Genomic DNA, 16,542 nt, shown 5'->3' with positions numbered 1-16,542 from the left:
TCCTGCGTGACCTATCCGATGTGCACCGGGGTGTCGCCGACGGGCAGGTCGTCCTTCTTCGCGCGGACGAGCACCAACACGACCGGGCACACCAGCGCGACGAGGATCGCGGCGGTCCCGAAGGCCCAGGCGTAACCCGAGACCTCGGCTGCGAAGGCGTGGTCGATGGTGGCCAGCACGAAGTTTCGGATCGGCTCCGGCAACGCGGCCAGTACTTCGTCGCTGGGAATCTCCTGGCTCGCGAGAGCCTCGGCAGGAACTCCGGCAGGCGGAGTCGGTGCCGGGTTCTCGGCCAGGTACGTCGACTTGGACGAGGTGTACACCGTGGTGAACACCGCCGCGCCGAGTGCGCCGCCGACCTGCAGAGTGGCGTTGATCAGCGCGGATGCGGCACCTGCGTCGTGATCGGGCACTCCGATGAGCGCGACGTTCTGCATCGGCACCATCAGCAGACCGAGACCGAGGCCGAGCAGCACGACGCCCGGGAGGACGTGCGTCCAGTACGAGGTGTCGACACCGATCTGCGTGAGCAGCAGCAGGCCGATCGCGGAGACGACGGGACCGACGGTCATCAGCGGCTTGGGCCCGATCTTCGGCACCAGCGCGGAGGCGATCGCAGCGGTGATCAGGATTCCACCGGTCATCGGCAGCGACGCCACGCCGGCGATCACCGGGCTCATCTCGAGCACGATCTGGAAGTAGAACGTGAGGTACAACGTGCCGCCGAGCAGTGCGGCACCGATGACGGCGGATCCGATGTACGCGGCACCGCGGTCTCGATCGAGCAGCACGCTGAGCGGAAGCAACGGGTTGTCCGACTTCGACTCCACCACGACGAAGGCCGCGAGAAGAGCGAGGCCGAGGGCGATGAAGGAGATGGTCGGTACCGTCGCCCAGCCGTCTTCGGCTTCGGTGAAGCCGTAGACCAGCGATGCCAGCCCGAGTGCGACGAGGATCGCGCCCGGCAGGTCGTAGCGAGTGTCTCCGTGCGCCTTGCTTTCCTTGACCAACGGCACCGCGGCAGCGATGGCAACCACGGCGACCGGGATGTTGACGAGCAGGCACCAGCGCCAGTTCGCGTATTCGGTGAGCACTCCGCCGAGCAGCAGGCCGACGGCTGCGCCGCCACCGGCGATCGCGCCGAACACGCCGAATGCCTTGGCTCGTTCCTTGGTGTCGGTGAACGTGACCGTCAGGATGGCCAGTGCTGCCGGTGCGAGCAGTGCGGCGAAGACGCCCTGGCCGGCGCGCGCGATGAACAGCTGCCAGCCCTCCTGGGCGAGTCCGCCGATTGCGGAGGCAACTGCGAAGCCTGCCATGCCGACGATGAACGAGCGCTTGCGTCCCCAGTAGTCGGCGATGCGTCCGCCGAGCAGCAGAAGTGCGCCGAACGACAACGCGTAGGCGGTGATGACCCAGGCGCGGCTGCTGTCGCTGATACCCAGGTCCAGCTGGGCCTGCGGCAGCGCGATGTTGACGATGGTGCCGTCCAGCACGATCGTGAGCTGCGTGATGGCGACGATGCAGAGCACCAGCCATCGGCGCTCGTAGTTCGGGTTGAGATCCGGCGATTCTCGCTCGGAGAGCTGCGACATGTTTCTACCCCACTCGTACTCGTCGATTCTCGGGCACGAAAATGTCCCGATCGAAAAGGTAGGCGATGCCGTCCGAGGTGTCAAACGAACTAGTTGGTAGGCGGTATCGTGGCCGTCATGAAGCCTGACGCCAGCGCAACCCGCGCCCGCATCGTCGCCGCCGCTCGCGCAGAATTCTCCGAGCACGGACTGGCCGGAGCACGAGTGGATCGCATCGCCGTCTCCGCCAAGGCCAGCAAGGAACGCCTGTACGCCTATTTCGGCGACAAGCAAGCACTGTTCCGAGCCGTGATGGAGGACGGATTCACCCGATTTCTCGAATCGGTTCCGTTCACCGCCGACGATCTGGGGCGATACGCCGCCCGCGAGTACCTGCACTTCGCCGCGCACCCCGAGGAACACCGATTGCTGCTGTGGACGCAACTTCAGGGCGGCAAGGGCGCGGCAGGCGTGGAGAAGGTCCGATCGGTGTTCGCCGAGCGACGAACGGCTGTGGCCGCGGTACAGAAGAAGGGGACGATCTCGGACGCGTTCACCGTCGACGATCTGTTCACCATGATCTTCGGCATAACCTCGTCGTGGATGACCGCGCCGGGTAACGACTGCGGAGCCGTCGACGACACCGAACACCAGCGTCGGGCGTCGATCATCGAGGGCGCAGTACGACGACTCTGCGCTCCGTAGCGTTGTCTAACGCTCTCTAGCTTTGGGTCGAGAGTGGCGAATAGTGGGCTAGTGGGGCCGGCTTTCCCGCAAACGCGCGCGCATTCGTCATAGGCGCGCGATTTCGACACCGATCCTGTGGCAATTCCGAACGCGTCCGACGATTTCGCGCGCGTCTGCCGAGTTCACCGCCCCGCCAGAATTGCCGCCTCACGCTCGGCCGAGAGTCCGACGGGCGGCCGATCGTCCCTCATCGGCGTCCGCCCGTTCAGCGACTGCAACCACATCCACGTGTCGGCGATGGTCTCCTGAATCGGACGAGTCCGGAGCCCTGCAGCGAATGCCTTCGATACGTCGGATGCGTGCAGCGAATCATGGTCGGCCCCCGGCGGAATCCAGATCGGGAGCTCCGTCCACGGCTGCACGCCTGCAGCGCTGAGTACGTCCGGCTCCACCCAGCACAGCCGAGCATCGGAGCGGGTGGCTTGGATGCAGGCCTGCAGAACGTCGTCGATCGTGGCATGACCTGGCCGGCTCACCACGTCGTACGCGCCGCCGAGACCCCGGGCGGCTGCATCCAGACTCCAGGCAACGAGATCGCGGGCATCGACATATTGCAGTGCCAGGTCGGCGGGTCCGGGCGCGAGCACATCCCCTGCTCGCTCGATTCGGTTCAGCCACCAGGGAAGTCGGCCGATATTTTCGTAGGGTCCCAGGATCAGCCCGGCGCGGACCAGCAGCGCTCGAGCGCCGAACGCTGCAGCAGCGGCCTGCTCACCGCCGAGTTTGCATCGCGCATAGTCCTCGCCGGGCCCGTGGACCGTCGGCCAGGTCTCGTTCGCTCCTGCCTCGGGCGCGTCGTACACGGATCGGCTCGAGACGTAGATGTAGCTATCGACTCGACCGACGAGCATCGTTGCCGACTGCTCGACGGCGCTCGGCTCCCATGACCAGGTGTCGAACACCATGTCCCAGTTACCTTCTCGAATCGCATTCAGCCCACCGGTCGCGCGTCTGTCTCCACGGAGTTGGTTGACCCGGGGATCCGACGGGGTCGTGCCGCGATTGAGTACCGTGACGTCCCACTGCAGATCGAGAGCATGTTCGACGGCAGTTCGCCCCACGAACTCACTGCCGCCGAGGACCAATAGCTTCATGTACCCAGTGTGCCGGTCATCCGGTCCGCGCTGCCGTCGACCAGCCTGATGGGATCGCTGCTGACAGCAGAGTAGCTCCAGCTACACGGGGAGCGTGCTGTGGCCGGTCTCCTTGATGGTCAGCACCGTCGCAACACCGATGGCGCACACGCCCATCACCCAGTACGCCGGTGACATGGCGTTGCCGGTCGATTCGACCAACTGTGCAGCAACGTACGGCGCAGTTCCGCCTGCGGCGATCGTTCCGATGTTGAAGCCCAACGACACTCCGGTGTAGCGAACCGATCGCGGGAACAGTTCGGTGAACAGCGGGAACGCCGGAACCTGTACGACGCCATTGAGCACCATGTAGACGAAGTAGACGACGCCGACGATCAGAATGCTCGACGTGGCACCGAGAATCATGAAGACCGGTAGCGCGATGATCACGTAGGCCACATAGCCGAACAGCAGTACCGGTTTGCGGCCGAACCTGTCGGTCAGCATCCCACTCAACGGAAAAGTGGCGCAGGCCAACGCAATTGCCACCGCCGACGTCCAGTACACCGAGTCCTTCGAGAACCCGAGGTCGTTGATCAGGTACACGCTGAAGTAGGTCAGTCCGATGTATCCGGATCCGTTCATCGCGATCGCGATGCCGACGACGCGGAGCACCGACCACGGTTGCTTCCTCACCACGTCACTCAACGGGCTCTTGGCTACCTCGTTCTTGGCTGCCATTTCCTCGAACTCCGGGCTGTCCTCCAGCTTCAGCCGGACACGGAGACACACGAACGCCAGGGGCAGAGCAAGCAGGAACGGGATGCGCCATCCCCAGGACGACATTTGTTCGTCGGTCGTGATCAGAGCGACGACCCCGACGACGGCGGCAGCGACGGCGAAGCCGAGTGTCGATCCCACCGGCGTGAACGAACCGAAGAATCCACGACGGTTCGGCGGTGCCGATTCGGCGATGTAGGTTGCGGCACCGCCGATCTCACCGCCCGCCGAGAATCCCTGGGCGAGCCGGACGATGACCAGCAGAACCGGGGCCAGCACGCCGACGCTCGAGTGCGTCGGCAGCAGGCCGAGAATGCCGCAGGCGACGCCCATGCACACCACGGTGATGACGAGGGCGTGCCGACGACCCTTACGGTCTCCGAGTCTTCCGAAGAAGATTCCGCCGAGCGGACGGGCGACGTAGGCGACGCCGAAGACCGCCAAGGTCGCCAGTATCGATACGCCGGGGCTGGTGGATGGAAAGAACAGCGGTGCGATGACGACGGCGAGGAAGCCGTAGACCGCGAAGTCGTAATACTCGATGAGCGTGCCGACACCTCCGGCCAGCGCAGCTCGGCGCGCGGTCGTGGTGTCCGCCTTGGGCGGTGCGACTCCTGCGCGGGAGTGTTCGGTGTTCGTCATCGCGCTGATCCTTCTGTGAGTGGTTGCTTGCTTCGGTGTTCGGAGAGAAGCAGTTCGTACGACCCTCCTGCTTCGATGACGGCGACCGTGCGGGCATTGGGTGGATGACCGGTGATCGTGGTGCCGTCCGGCTTCGACACCTCGGCCCGACGCCAGTCGAGTCCGACTTTGTCACCGACGGCCACCGCGTCCGATATTCCGGGGACGGTGATCAGGGGCATACCGTTGAAGGTTTCGCCGCGCCAGAATCCGGGCGAGAACGATTCCGCCACAACGGCACTGATGCCCAGGTTGCGCAACGCCACCATCGGCGGATAGTGCGGATGTCCGTAGCCGAAGTTCCGCCCACCGACGATGATGTCTCCGGGGCGAACTCGATCGACGAAATCCGGGTCGTACGCCGCCATGCAGACCGATCTGAGGTGATCGGGGTCGTAGGACTTGATGTTCGCGACGCCCACCACCAGATCGATGTCGAAGTCGTCGCCGAATATCCACGCGACTGCGCCGTCGATGACGTCGGGCGGGGGCGGGTATGCGCTCATGACCCCACCTGCGCGATCGTCCCGGCGAGGGCGCTGGCCGCAACTGTGAAGGGTGAACCCATGTAGATGTTGGCGTCGGAGCTACCCATTCGCCCGGAGATGTTCAGCACCCCGGTGGAAATGCAGTTCTCGCCGGCCGCGAGGGGCTTCTGGTATCCGAAGCAGAAGTCGCAGCTCGACACCGCGATATGCGCGCCCGCCGAACGCAGGATGTCCAGCAGCCCTTCGCTTTCGGCTTGATCGTGCACCTTCTGCGAGGTCGGCACCACGTTCAACTCGACCCCGGGTGCGACCGTCCGCCCGTCGAGCACCAGAGCCGCCGCGCGCAAGTCTTCGATGCGGCCGCTGGCACAGGACCCGATGAACGCCTTTGTGATCGGTATTCCGGCCAGATCGGCGGCGGTATGCGTGTTGGCGGCACGGGCCGAGCCGGGCTGCACCACCTGCGGAACGATGGCGGACAGGTCGATGGTGTGGCGGGCCGCGTAGGTGGCGCCATCGTCGGGGAGCACGGGGCTGAACGCGTGCCGGGCGACGTCGTGGGCGTAGGCGAGCGACAGCTCGTCGGGTTCGAAGATCGCCGAGACCGCTCCGGTGAACATCGCCATCCCGCACAGTCCCTGGCGGTGGTCGATCTTCATCGACCGCGCTCCGGGACCACCGAACTCCATGACCTGGTGGGCGCACCCGTCCGCACCGACCAGGTCGATGATCGTGTGGACGAGATCGCGACTGTCGACGCCGGGGCCGAACTCACCCACGAGGTCGAACCGGGTGGTGGCCGGGATGTCGACGTACAGCTGTCCTGTCACCCAGGCCTCGATCAGATCGCGCCGGATGCCCCAACCGAGTGCACCGAAGGCACCGATTCCGCTGATGTGCCCGTCGAAGTGGACGAGGAAATCTCCTGGCGTCGCGAGTCCGAGTTCGGCGGTGAGTTGATGACCGATGCCGCGACCCTCGTGCAGTTCGATGCCGTAGAACTCGCACCAATCTCGCGTGATCTGGTGCACCGCTTGTTCTTTGGCGTTCTTCTTGGTGAGCATGTGGTCGATGAAGACGACGTATCGCGCCGGGTCGTCGAGTTCGGTGATGCCGAAGTCCTCGCGCATCTGCCGGAACATCACGTCGGTGTAGCCCGGGAAGTCGTAGGCGATCATCCGTGCGGGTCGCACGGCATGATTCTCTCCGGCGTGCACCACATCGGCATCACAGGTTCGGCCGAGGATCTTCTCGACCATCGTCAGTGCGTCGGAACTCATACCGATCACACCTTCGAGTCGGCGGGAAGGTACTTGCGTTGCGCTGCTTCGACTTCCGGAAAACCGATGAGATCGACGAACTCGTGGTGCTGCAGCGCGTCGGCGCTCACCTCCGCCGGGGCTTCTCCGCCTGCGAGTCGGCGCAGAGCCTCACGAGCAGCTCCGGTGGCAGCCATCAGCACCTGGGTCGGCAGTAGAGCGAGTCGAACGCCGATCTGCTGCAACACCTCCGGGGTGAACTCGCGCTCGGTCCACGTCGACGCGGTCAATGTCGCCATCAGTGGGACACCGACGGCGTCGTGACAGCGAGCCCACTCGTCGGCGGTCTCGAAGGTCTTCGTGACCGGCATGATCATGTCGGCACCGGCGTCGACGTATGCAGTCGCGCGTCGGATCGCGTCGTCGCCACGCGCATCGGTGCGGGCAATCATCAGGACGTGGTCCGGCAGCGAATCCCGCACTGCCCTGACCTTTCCCGACGCTTCCTCGATGCTGATGAGGTCCACGGGCTCGCCCACGCAGATGGGGCACTTCTTGGGCGAGAGCTGATCTTCCATGAAGACGCCCTGCACACCTGCGACGGCGAATCTACCTGCGGTCCGCGCCGCGTTGACGGCGTTTCCGTAGCCGGTATCGATATCCGCGACCAACGGTAGTGACGACGCCTCGCCGATGGTGCGCACCGCCTGGAGGTTCTCGGTCATCGTGTACAGCTCGGCGTCGGGGAGTCCGAGGGCTGCCGACACAGCGAAGCCGGAGGCGCACAGGGCCGAGAACCCGGCCTGTTCGGCGAGCTTCGCCGTCAGTCCATCCCATACGCCCGGGGCGTACACCAGGCCCTGCTCGGTCAGATCTCTGAGTGTCGCGGTCATGAGCACCATCCATTTCGTAATGCGGAACGTATTCCGAATTTAGAGTGGCTCGGATCACAAGTCAATACCGGTCGGTGGACTCACCGGTGCCGATCGGTTCGTAGGATGGCGTCGACGCTTCACCCGACCGGAAGGAACAACACGTGGAAGTTCCCACCGAGTCCGATACCCACGCCGGCCGCGACATCGTCGGTGCCGTCGTCAAAGCCTGCACACTGCTCGATCACTTCGATACGACGCACCCGGTGTGGACGCTCAACGACCTGACGACGGCAAGTCGAATGAACAAGACGACCGTGCACAGACTGATGACCACGCTGATCCATGCCGGTTGGGTGGATCGAACGGCCGAAGGCTCGTATCGAATCGCCATGCCCGTGTTCGAGATCGGGTCGTCGGCACTGACCCAACTCGACATCCGCGGTGCCGCGCAACCATACCTGTCGGAGATTGCCGAAAAGTTCGGCGACACTGCATATCTCATGGTCCCAGCGGACGAGGGAGCCGTCTGCATCGATCGCCACGAAGGAAGCAATCCCCTGGTGGTTGCGGGCATTTCGATCGGTTCGGTACTGCCGTATCACGCCACTGCAGGCCCGATGGCCATGCTGGCGTTCTCCACCCGGATACGCGACCGGTGGCTCGCCGATGACCTACCTGCGTTCACGGATCGAACACCGACCGCGCCGGAAGAGTTGCTCACCCGTCTCGAACTGATCCGGTCTCAGGGGTACGCACTGAGCAACTCGGATTACCTCACCGGTGTCGCGGCCGTCGGAGCACCGATCCTCGGACGAGACGGTGCGGTCGTTGCATCGATCAGCGTGGGCGGCCGAGCGGAGACCTTCGAGGGCGATGCCCTGCGAGAAAAGGTGGCGACGGTTCTGGCCTCCGCACAGAGCTTGTCCCGTGTGGCAGAAGCGCTACCTGCGCCAGGACGAGAACATTGAGTTATTCGTAAATCTACCCGATCAGCTAGAGAGCCGAATACTCATCTACCGATTCGCTCGATCAGTCTCATGGCATCGAAGGGTGCGTGTCCCTTGATGTCGTTGTCGAAATACACGTGGACGTCTCGGCCCGTGGCCGTCCAGTCCGAGATCTTTGCCGCCCATCGGTCGAGAGCGTCATCGGTGTAGCCGCTGGCGTACAGCTCCTGGTCGCCGTGCAGGCGGGCGTACATGAAATCGGCCGTCGGAGTGTCGACGTACGGATACTTACCGGCAGTATCGGCGACGACGAACGCAATATCGTTCTCTCGCAACAACTCCACGGCTTCATCGGTGGCGAAACTCTGATGCCGAGCTTCCACGCAGTGCCGAAGCGGCCGAGACGACGGCGGAGGCAGCAACACTCGATCCTCGGCGAGTTTGTCGTCGCGAGAATGTGCCAGAGTGACTGCAGCAGAAACTGTTCGGGGCAACACGGCGAAGAAATCCGCCATCTTCTGCGCGTCGAATTCGAGGTTCGGTGGCAACTGCCACAGGAACGGTCCGAGCTTGTCGCCCAGCGTCAACACGCCGGTGGCGAAGAAGTTCGCGAGCGCTGCCTCGACCCCGACGAGCCGTTTGATGTGGGTGACGTAGCGACCGCCTTTGATCGAGAACACGAAGTCGTCCGGGGTCTCGTCGTGCCATTTGGTGAAGCTCGACGGCTTCTGCATCGCATAGAAGGTGCCGTTGATCTCGATCGACGTCAGTTTCTCCGACGCGTACCCGAGCTCCTTGCGATGGGCCAAGCCCGCCGGATAGAAATCACCTCGCCACGGCGCGTACGTCCACCCGGAGATACCGATCAGAACTCGAGGTCGATGCGACGCGGGCATGAGCAGACTGTAGACGGGCAGTTCCCAGACGTTCGGCGCAACCAGCTGGCACCACCATCACCGTCGGACCATAATCGGTTCCTATGCGGTCGGGTGGACGAGCGGTGGTGCTGACGCTGGTCGCTGCCGGCGTGTGGCTCTTCGCGACGCCGCAACTCGATCCAGGAACCGCAGACTTCGTGGCCACGCCGGAGCCCATCGCGCCGGCTGCTCCCGTCGTCGAACCGCCGCCGCTGACGCTCGACGAGCTCTCGGCTCGCGTCGATCCCACCGTTGTCACACTGTCGGCATCGGCCGGCTTCACCGGGGTCGCGGGCACCGGCTTCGTCGTCGCGCCGGATGGAATCGTGGTCACCAACTTCCACGTCGTCGAGAACGCCACCGAGATCAGCGCAGTGCACATGGGCAACGGACTGATCTACGACGCCACCGTGCTGGGTTACGACAAGTCCCGTGACGTGGCGGTCGTGCAGTTGATCACCGCGGCCGACCTGCCGGTGGTCGAGCTTGCCCCGGACCCACTTCCCGAGGTGGGTGATGCGGTGACAGCCGTCGGGAATGCCTCGGGTGCAGGGGTATTGGTGCCTGCGCCGGGAGCGGTGACCGCCCTCGATCAGCAGGTGCGTACGCGCAGTTCGGTGGACGGGTCACGAAATACGTTGGAGCGGATGATTCGCGTCGATGCCGATGTGCGAGCGGGGGATTCGGGTGGGCCTCTGTTCGACGCCTGGGGCCGTGTGGTGGGCGTGAACACCGCCGGGTTGTCCGACGAGGCCCGCAACGGCACCGAATTCTCGCCCCCACAGGCACCCGAGGCGTATGCCGTCCCCATCGCCGAGGCGGTCTCGGTACTCGATCAGGTACTCGCCGGGCAATCGGGCGGCACGGTCCACGTAGGCCCCACACCGTATTTCGGTGTCTCGGTACGCGATGTGTCGGTCTTCGAGAACAGGCCGGCGATCGGAGCGGCCGTCGTCTCGGTGACCTCGGATTCCCCGGCCGAGTCCCTGGGGTTGTCCGCCGCGGACGTGATCGTGACGTTCGACGGCACGCAGATCGAATCCTCGTCGGACCTGTCGCAGGCACTCATCGGACGACGCCCGGGCGATTCCGCCGTCGTCGAATGGGTCGACGATGCGGGTGTGACCAGCTCCGGCACAGTCACTCTCGCCGCCGGATTGCCGACGGCGTGAGGTCGTTCCGCAGGCTCCACTCCCGACAGCCCTGAGTTCAGCCCTGCAGCACCGACAACACATTGCCCGCCGGGTCGGTGAACCATGCGATGAGCGGGCCGCCGTGTCGAAAGATTCCTTTCTCGTCGGTGCCCATGTCCGGATACTGCTCGAACACAATCCCTTTGGCGATCAGTGTGTCGACCGCACTGTCGATGTCGGCAACCGGGAAGTTCAGAATCGTGTACTGAGCGGGCACGTGCCCGGGACGTGGATAGATCAGCACGATCGCCCCGGCGGCGAGGTGCAGCTCGAGCATGCCCATCTCGTTCTCGGTGACCGTCAGTCCGAGGGTCTCGCCGTAGAACGCGCGCGCCGCCTGTAGGTCGTCCACCGAGAACCCGGAGAACGGCTGCCTGGTCAATTCCAAGATCGTCATCGTCGAATTATCGCGCTCTCACGCGTGCCAGGGGCCGATATCCGAGTAGCGTGGATCTCGTGACTATTCGCCTCGGTTACCAGATGCCCAACTTCAGCTACGACGGTTCGGTTGCAGAGCTCTTTCCCCAGGTCATCGCGCAGGCGCGCGAGGCCGAAGCGGCCGGGTTCGACACCGCATTCGTGATGGATCACTTCTACCAACTTCCCGGAATCGGCAAGCCCGACGAGCCGATGCTCGAGGCCTACTCCGCGCTGTCCGCCCTCGCGACGGCCACCGACACCATCCAGCTCTCCGCGCTGGTCACCGGAAACACCTATCGCAATCCCGCGATCCTGGCCAAGACCGTCACCACACTGGATGTCGTCAGTGGCGGTCGCGCGATCCTCGGTATCGGTGCCGGCTGGTACGAGCTCGAGCACCAGAGCTTCGGACTCGAGTTCGGCACCTTCACCGACCGTTTCGAGCGACTCGACGAGGCGCTGCAGATCATCGAGCCGATGCTTCGCGGCCAGCGCCCCACGTTCGACGGCCTCTGGTACCAGGTGGAGGACGCGATCAACGAGCCTCGCATCCGCGACGATCTGCCGATCATGCTCGGTGGCGGCGGCGAGAAGAAGACGTTCGGACTGGCCGCACAATTCGCCGACCATCTCAACATCATCTGCGACGCAAACGAATTGCCCCGCAAGATCGCTGCCGTCCAAGCGCGCTGCGAGGAGGTCGACCGCGACCCGAAGGACCTCGAAACGAGCTTCCTCGCGTTCGTCATCGTCGACGAGGACGGCGACAAGGCCAAGGAGCTGCAGCGCGAGTTCGTGCTGAAGCAGGGCCTCGACCTGACGAACCTGTCGGAGGAGGACGCGGCGAAGGCCACCGATCGCCACTTCTGCGGAACCCCCGACGACGTAGCCGAGCAGGTGCAGAAGCGCGTGCTCGATCACGGCATCGACGGCATCATCATCAACCTGATCACCAATGGACACCAGCCGGGAGCCGTCGAACTGGCAGGTAAGGCCCTGAAGCCGCTCGTCTAGATTTTTCTCCAGCGGTAGCCGCGGGGGCGCGTGCAGTGGCATAGTTCCCCCGTGGCTCAGCTGAGGATGAACGGGCACCGTGTCTTGGTCGCCGACCTGACCGGCGATTCCCTGCGCGCGATGTCGGGTTCCATGGTGGCGTACGAGGGCGACGTCACCTTCAAGAACGCAGGCATGGGCGGCGGCGGCGGATTTCGCGCCGCACTCAAACAGAAGGTGACCGGCGAGTCGCTGTCGCTGATGGACGTGTCGGGCAAGGGCACCGTCTACTTCGCCGTCGACGCTCAGGACATCACTCTCGTCGAGGTCCAGGGCGACAACCTCCACGTCGAATCCTCCCAGTTGCTCGCTCTCACAGGGCAACTGCGCACCGACGTCAAGTTCTCCGGCCTTCGCGGCGCATCGTCGGGGCAAGGTTTGTTCACCACCGTCGTCAGCGGATCGGGCACCGTGGCATTGCTGTCGAAGGGTGGGCCGATCATCGCCCTCGCCGTCGACCCCCAGTATCCCTTGGTCGTCGATCCCGACGCGTTCGTTGCCCACCGCGGCCAACTGAATCAGAGCTTCGTCACCGACGTCACGTGGCGCTCCGCCATCGGCGGCGGCAGCGGCGAGGCGTTCTCCCTCCGTTTCGACGGCCAGGGCGTCGTCTACATCCAACCCGAGGAGCGCTGACGTGCCGCTCGAACTCGTCAACAGCAAAGTCGTGAAATCCGTTCTGGCACCCAATCAGAGCGTGCTCGCGCGTCGTGGATCGATGCTCTACTACACCGGCGACGTACGGTTCGTTCCGCACTCGATGGGCGGTTCGGCCGGAGCCATGCCGGGCATGGGCGGCATGGCGGGGATGGCCGGCCGGATGATGGCAGGCGAGCACGTGGCGATGATGGCCGCCGAGGGTCAGGGTGAGGTCTTCTACGGCCACGCCGGGCTGTACATCGAGGTGATCCATCTCGACGGGTCCTCGATGCTCACCGTCGAAGCCGATCGACTTCTGGTGCACGACGGCTACCTGCAGAGTTCCATCGTGGCCCTGACCTCACAGGGCGGTGTTCGCGGAGCGGTGCGCGGCGCGATGACCGGGCAGGGTTTGTTCACGACCCAACTGACCGGTCAGGGCAGCGTCGCGGTTCTCTCGCACGGCGGCGCGACTCCGCTGCAGGTCGGACCGAATCACCCTCAGGTCGTGGTGGATCCGCAGGCGTACGTCTGCCACATCGGCAACATCAACGTCGACATCTCGGCGAACGTCGGGTGGCGAGACGCCGTCGGCAAGGGCAGCGGTGAGGCGATTCAGCTGAAGATGACCGGTATGGGCACCGTGTGGGTGCAGGCGTCCGAGCAGAAGTTCTGAGGAGCAATCTCATGGGTCTCGACATCCACACCCCGTACACGCTGCCGGTCAACGACAACGTCCCCGGCAACGACTACGCGTTCTGCGTCGAACTGGCGGGCCAGCCGTGGTTCACCGCGAAGGGCGCGATGATCGCCTACTACGGCAACGTTCGCTTCGAGCCGCTCGGGCAGACCTCCATGCCCGCCATCGTCGCCGCACGGTTCTCGTCTCCGCTGTACTCGAACGACTGGGTACTGGCGCAGGGCCAGGGCAAGCTCATCCTCGGCGACCGAGGATTCAACATCAACAGCTACGACCTCGACGACGGCAACCTCACCATCCGGGCGTCGAATCTCCTTGCGTTCGAGCCGACTCTGGATCTCAAGCAGTCCATCGTCCCGGGATTTCTCACTCTGCTCGGAACCGGCAAGTTCCTGGCCTCGTCCAACGGCACCGTCATGTTCGCCGAGCCGCCGCTGCGCATCGACCCGGAAGCGCTTGTGGGATGGGCTGATTGCCCGTCACCCTCGCATCACTTCGACGCCGACTGGATGCAGAACTTCCTCGGCGCGGCGCGTGGATTTCTCGGTGCCAACAGCGGCGAGGAGCGCCAGTTCGACTTCACCGGTGCCGGCACGGTGCTGATCCAATCGAGCGAGAAGGTTCTCGACGATTCGCATCTGTTGCGGTACGTCGAGTCGCAGACGGTCTCGCTCGGCCAGAACTCCCTGAGATCTCTGCACAACTCGATCGGAGCACGACTACAGCAGGGCGGCGCGTAGTACCTCGACCACACCGGCAGGGTTGTCGGCCATCATGACGTGCCCGGAATCGGCGACTCGTACGACCTCGACTCCAGCGCTGATCAGTTCGGCCTCCCGACTCGGCGGGCCCGTGCGATCTCCGTACCCGAATACCCTCGGGACAGTTGCCGACTCGAGCATGGACCGAATCGTCGGCTCCGGTCCCACACACAGCCCGACCGCAGTGCGGTGAAGGGCGACCGGATCGGCAACGCGCAGGGTGGACGCCCACTCCGGATCGGCGTCGGCGATCAGCTCGGCCACACCGGTGTCGACGAACTCGCTCTCCGACTGCCGGGCGATCTCCACGCTCGCGGTGCCGTCCCACGGCAGCAGATTGGGTTCGAGCACGATCAGTCGGCCCACCAGATCCGGCCTCCGGTACGCGAGCACCGTGGCGATCGATCCACCCAGGCTGTGGCCGACGAGGTCGACCGAGGTCAGATTCCGCTGATCGAGCAGGCCGGCAACGGCAGCAGCATGGTCGGCGAGCGAGTAACCGATGTCGTGCGGACGGTCGCTGAATCCGAACCCGAGCAGATCCGGCAGTACCCGTTCCCTGCCCTCGAAGGCAGTGTCCGCGGCGATCGCCCCGAACGCCGGGACGCCCGCCGAGCCGAGCCCGTGCAGGAACACCATGGCCGGATCGGTGCTGCCCGGCAAGGTGAACGTTCGGACGCTCGGCGGCTGTTCGGGAAAAACGCGCATACTGGAGTATCACCTGAGGAGGTACAGCCATGGCCAACCAAGGACCCTTCGGATTCGGATCCGACGACTTCGACAAGTTCGCCCGTGAGGCAACCGAGGGCCTGCGTGAGGTGGTCGGCTCGCTGTTCGCCTCCGGCACCGGGGCACCCAAAGCTCCGCCGGAGCCCGAAACCACAGGTCAGAAGGGTGACGGAGTCTGGGCGATCTACAGCGTCGACGACGCCGGCTCACCGCAGATCGATCAGCTGTACGCCACCGAACTCGATGCCCTCCGTGCACACAAGGACAACACCGACCCGCGTCGACGCGTCCGATTCCTGCCGTACGGCGTGAGCGTCAGCGTTCTCGAGGACTGAATCGGGTGCATCGGGCCGCGCTAGGCGCGGCTGGCTGCACCGGATTCACGCAGGCTCGACTCCAGCGAAGCCAACGACGCTTCGAGGAACTCGGCTGGTACCGCCGGAAGTCCACCGACATGGGCTCGGACGGCCTCCGGGGTGTCGGTCCAGTCGTAGGTGAGAGTCACCGTCGTTCCTTCGGCCGCCGCCGCCAGGTCGTAGCGCCACCACCACCCGCCATGGTCGACGGACCCATCCTCCCGCCGCGCTCCCGGCAACCACGCGATGGTTCGATCCTGCACGTACGCGATCACCAGGTTGTGCACCACGTAGTGGCCACCCGCAATCTCGTGAAACATGTTGACCGCGAAGATTTGTCCCATTGCCGTGATGCGATCGGCATCCACCGCCGACCGCACCCAGTCGCCCGGTTCGGTGTCCTGATGTCGGTTGGGGTCGGTCAGCACGGCGAAGATCTCGGCGGGGCTCGCGGCCATCGTTCGGCTCACGACATGACACTCCCGGACGGCGTTCATGCGAGCACCTCGCGTAACGCCCTCGCGAATTCGGCGGGATTCTCACCCGTGAAGGCGGAGTGGTCGCCAGGAAGCACCGCCGCTTCGGTGCCGAGGAGTGCCGCGACGGCGTGGGCGGCGCGAGCAGCGATCTCCTCGTTCGATTCCGCACCGACCGCGATGACGACGCGGGTGTTCGCGGCCTTCACGGCGTCGACGTCGGGCAGGAAACTCACGACCCCGCCGCGCATGTTCGCCATGAGCGGGTCGGTACGGTGGCCGTCGTCCTGGGTGGGCAACCCGAACTCCGACGGATCGGGCGCAGGGCGCTCGAGGTACTGAGAATCCAGTTCTCCTCGGTGCATCACCAGTGCGATGAACTGAGCCATCGCCGGTCCGATGCCGGAGGCATCGTAGGTGGCGACGATCCTCTCACACACCGCGTGCAGTGCATCGTGGTCCGGAAGTGCTCCTCCCGCAGGCGGTTCGTGCGCTATCAACGTGCGCAGATCTCTCGGGTAGCGCGCGACCAGGGCAAGTGCGTTGACCGCCCCTCCGCTGGAGGCGAACATATCGACCGGCCCCACTCCCAGGTTCTGCAGAAGGACGTGGAGATCGTCGGCGTGCTGCGCCGGTGTCACCGCCGACGTGGGATCGTCCCGCGTGCTTCGACCGGTGTTGCGCGGGTCGTACGTCACCACCGTTCGATCCTGGAACTGCGCGGCGAGAGTGGCGAAGCCCCCGGCATCCATCGGCGACCCGATCAACACCAGTGGAACCGAACCGGCAGACAGGTCTCCATGAACGTCGTAGGTGACGGTTGCTCCGGGAACATCGATTGTGAATGTGTTCATGCGAAGACAGACCACTCCCG

19 protein-coding genes are annotated in these 16,542 nt (G+C 64.7%); 8 read left to right on the top strand and 11 right to left on the bottom strand.

Annotated elements, in window-relative coordinates; translation table 11 throughout:
* Positions 1 to 11: 11 nt before the first annotated feature.
* A complete protein-coding gene (locus CH273_RS17075; RefSeq protein WP_032396824.1) occupies positions 12 to 1,595 on the bottom strand; it encodes an MFS transporter in 1,584 nt (527 codons plus the stop codon).
* A gap of 117 nt (positions 1,596 to 1,712) precedes the next feature.
* On the opposite strand from CH273_RS17075, the gene CH273_RS17070 reads away from it, so the two are divergent.
* Positions 1,713 to 2,279, top strand: a complete 567-nt coding sequence (locus CH273_RS17070; protein WP_032397298.1) for a TetR family transcriptional regulator — start codon at positions 1,713 to 1,715, stop codon at positions 2,277 to 2,279.
* A 164-nt stretch (positions 2,280 to 2,443) separates the two neighbouring features.
* Here CH273_RS17070 and CH273_RS17065 read toward each other — a convergent pair whose 3' ends face one another.
* From CH273_RS17065 to CH273_RS17045, 5 genes are all read right to left on the bottom strand, one after another.
* Complete coding sequence (locus CH273_RS17065; RefSeq protein WP_032396825.1) at positions 2,444 to 3,415, bottom strand: NAD-dependent epimerase/dehydratase family protein; 972 nt, start codon at positions 3,413 to 3,415, stop codon at positions 2,444 to 2,446.
* Between the two features lie 81 nt (positions 3,416 to 3,496).
* Complete coding sequence (locus CH273_RS17060) at positions 3,497 to 4,816, bottom strand: MFS transporter (protein WP_032396826.1); 1,320 nt, start codon at positions 4,814 to 4,816, stop codon at positions 3,497 to 3,499.
* On the bottom strand, positions 4,813 to 5,361 hold the full coding sequence (locus tag CH273_RS17055) for a 3-isopropylmalate dehydratase small subunit (protein ID WP_032396827.1): 549 nt from the start codon (positions 5,359 to 5,361) through the stop codon (positions 4,813 to 4,815). The genes CH273_RS17060 and CH273_RS17055 overlap by 4 nt, the downstream gene beginning before the upstream one ends.
* Positions 5,358 to 6,623 carry a 3-isopropylmalate dehydratase large subunit gene (locus CH273_RS17050; RefSeq protein ID WP_371828380.1) on the bottom strand — a complete coding sequence of 422 codons (1,266 nt, stop codon included), beginning with the start codon at positions 6,621 to 6,623 and terminating at the stop codon, positions 5,358 to 5,360. Before CH273_RS17050 ends, CH273_RS17055 begins: the two co-directional genes overlap by 4 nt.
* A gap of 5 nt (positions 6,624 to 6,628) precedes the next feature.
* Positions 6,629 to 7,504: an isocitrate lyase/PEP mutase family protein gene (locus tag CH273_RS17045; protein ID WP_032396828.1), complete on the bottom strand. Its 876-nt coding sequence runs from the start codon at positions 7,502 to 7,504 to the stop codon at positions 6,629 to 6,631.
* 134 nt (positions 7,505 to 7,638) lie between these two features.
* On the opposite strand from CH273_RS17045, the gene CH273_RS17040 reads away from it, so the two are divergent.
* Positions 7,639 to 8,445 carry an IclR family transcriptional regulator gene (locus tag CH273_RS17040; protein ID WP_032396829.1) on the top strand — a complete coding sequence of 269 codons (807 nt, stop codon included), beginning with the start codon at positions 7,639 to 7,641 and terminating at the stop codon, positions 8,443 to 8,445.
* 41 nt (positions 8,446 to 8,486) lie between these two features.
* Here the strand turns inward: CH273_RS17040 and CH273_RS17035 are convergent, their stop codons facing one another.
* Complete coding sequence (locus CH273_RS17035; RefSeq protein ID WP_032396830.1) at positions 8,487 to 9,320, bottom strand: DUF72 domain-containing protein; 834 nt, start codon at positions 9,318 to 9,320, stop codon at positions 8,487 to 8,489.
* Between the two features lie 83 nt (positions 9,321 to 9,403).
* Here CH273_RS17035 and CH273_RS17030 point away from each other — a divergent pair, with 83 nt between their 5' ends.
* Positions 9,404 to 10,513 carry a S1C family serine protease gene (locus CH273_RS17030; RefSeq protein ID WP_032396831.1) on the top strand — a complete coding sequence of 370 codons (1,110 nt, stop codon included), beginning with the start codon at positions 9,404 to 9,406 and terminating at the stop codon, positions 10,511 to 10,513.
* 37 nt (positions 10,514 to 10,550) lie between these two features.
* Here CH273_RS17030 and CH273_RS17025 read toward each other — a convergent pair whose 3' ends face one another.
* The gene (locus tag CH273_RS17025; protein ID WP_032396832.1) at positions 10,551 to 10,931 is read right to left on the bottom strand and encodes a VOC family protein; all 381 of its coding nucleotides are present in this window, start codon (positions 10,929 to 10,931) and stop codon (positions 10,551 to 10,553) included.
* A gap of 59 nt (positions 10,932 to 10,990) precedes the next feature.
* On the opposite strand from CH273_RS17025, the gene CH273_RS17020 reads away from it, so the two are divergent.
* The 4 genes from CH273_RS17020 to CH273_RS17005 all read left to right on the top strand — a co-directional run bounded on the left by CH273_RS17020 (position 10,991) and on the right by CH273_RS17005 (position 14,086).
* On the top strand, positions 10,991 to 11,968 hold the full coding sequence (locus CH273_RS17020) for an LLM class F420-dependent oxidoreductase (RefSeq protein WP_032397300.1): 978 nt from the start codon (positions 10,991 to 10,993) through the stop codon (positions 11,966 to 11,968).
* 66 nt (positions 11,969 to 12,034) lie between these two features.
* Complete coding sequence (locus CH273_RS17015) at positions 12,035 to 12,643, top strand: AIM24 family protein (protein WP_032396833.1); 609 nt, start codon at positions 12,035 to 12,037, stop codon at positions 12,641 to 12,643.
* A 1-nt stretch (position 12,644) separates the two neighbouring features.
* Positions 12,645 to 13,322: an AIM24 family protein gene (locus CH273_RS17010; RefSeq protein ID WP_032396834.1), complete on the top strand. Its 678-nt coding sequence runs from the start codon at positions 12,645 to 12,647 to the stop codon at positions 13,320 to 13,322.
* Positions 13,323 to 13,333: 11 nt separating this feature from the next.
* Entirely contained in the window at positions 13,334 to 14,086 is a 753-nt protein-coding gene (locus CH273_RS17005; protein WP_032396835.1) for an AIM24 family protein, read from the top strand.
* Here the strand turns inward: CH273_RS17005 and CH273_RS17000 are convergent.
* Positions 14,066 to 14,815: an alpha/beta fold hydrolase gene (locus CH273_RS17000; RefSeq protein WP_082322589.1), complete on the bottom strand. Its 750-nt coding sequence runs from the start codon at positions 14,813 to 14,815 to the stop codon at positions 14,066 to 14,068. The genes CH273_RS17005 and CH273_RS17000 overlap by 21 nt on opposite strands.
* 29 nt (positions 14,816 to 14,844) lie before the next feature.
* On the opposite strand from CH273_RS17000, the gene CH273_RS16995 reads away from it, so the two are divergent.
* Positions 14,845 to 15,171 (top strand): hypothetical protein, encoded by a 327-nt coding sequence (locus CH273_RS16995; protein ID WP_032396836.1) that lies wholly within the window; start codon positions 14,845 to 14,847, stop codon positions 15,169 to 15,171.
* Between the two features lie 20 nt (positions 15,172 to 15,191).
* Here the strand turns inward: CH273_RS16995 and CH273_RS16990 are convergent, their stop codons facing one another.
* The gene (locus CH273_RS16990; protein WP_032396837.1) at positions 15,192 to 15,689 is read right to left on the bottom strand and encodes an SRPBCC family protein; all 498 of its coding nucleotides are present in this window, start codon (positions 15,687 to 15,689) and stop codon (positions 15,192 to 15,194) included.
* A complete protein-coding gene (locus tag CH273_RS16985) occupies positions 15,686 to 16,522 on the bottom strand; it encodes an alpha/beta fold hydrolase (protein ID WP_032396838.1) in 837 nt (278 codons plus the stop codon). The genes CH273_RS16990 and CH273_RS16985 overlap by 4 nt, the downstream gene beginning before the upstream one ends.
* Positions 16,523 to 16,542 lie beyond the last annotated feature (20 nt).

It is taken from the genome of Rhodococcus sp. 05-339-2 (genome assembly GCF_002258965.1).
Classification (GTDB): domain Bacteria; phylum Actinomycetota; class Actinomycetes; order Mycobacteriales; family Mycobacteriaceae; genus Rhodococcoides.
Note: the sequence above shows the minus strand (reverse complement) of the source record. Positions and strands in the feature narration are given on the sequence as shown.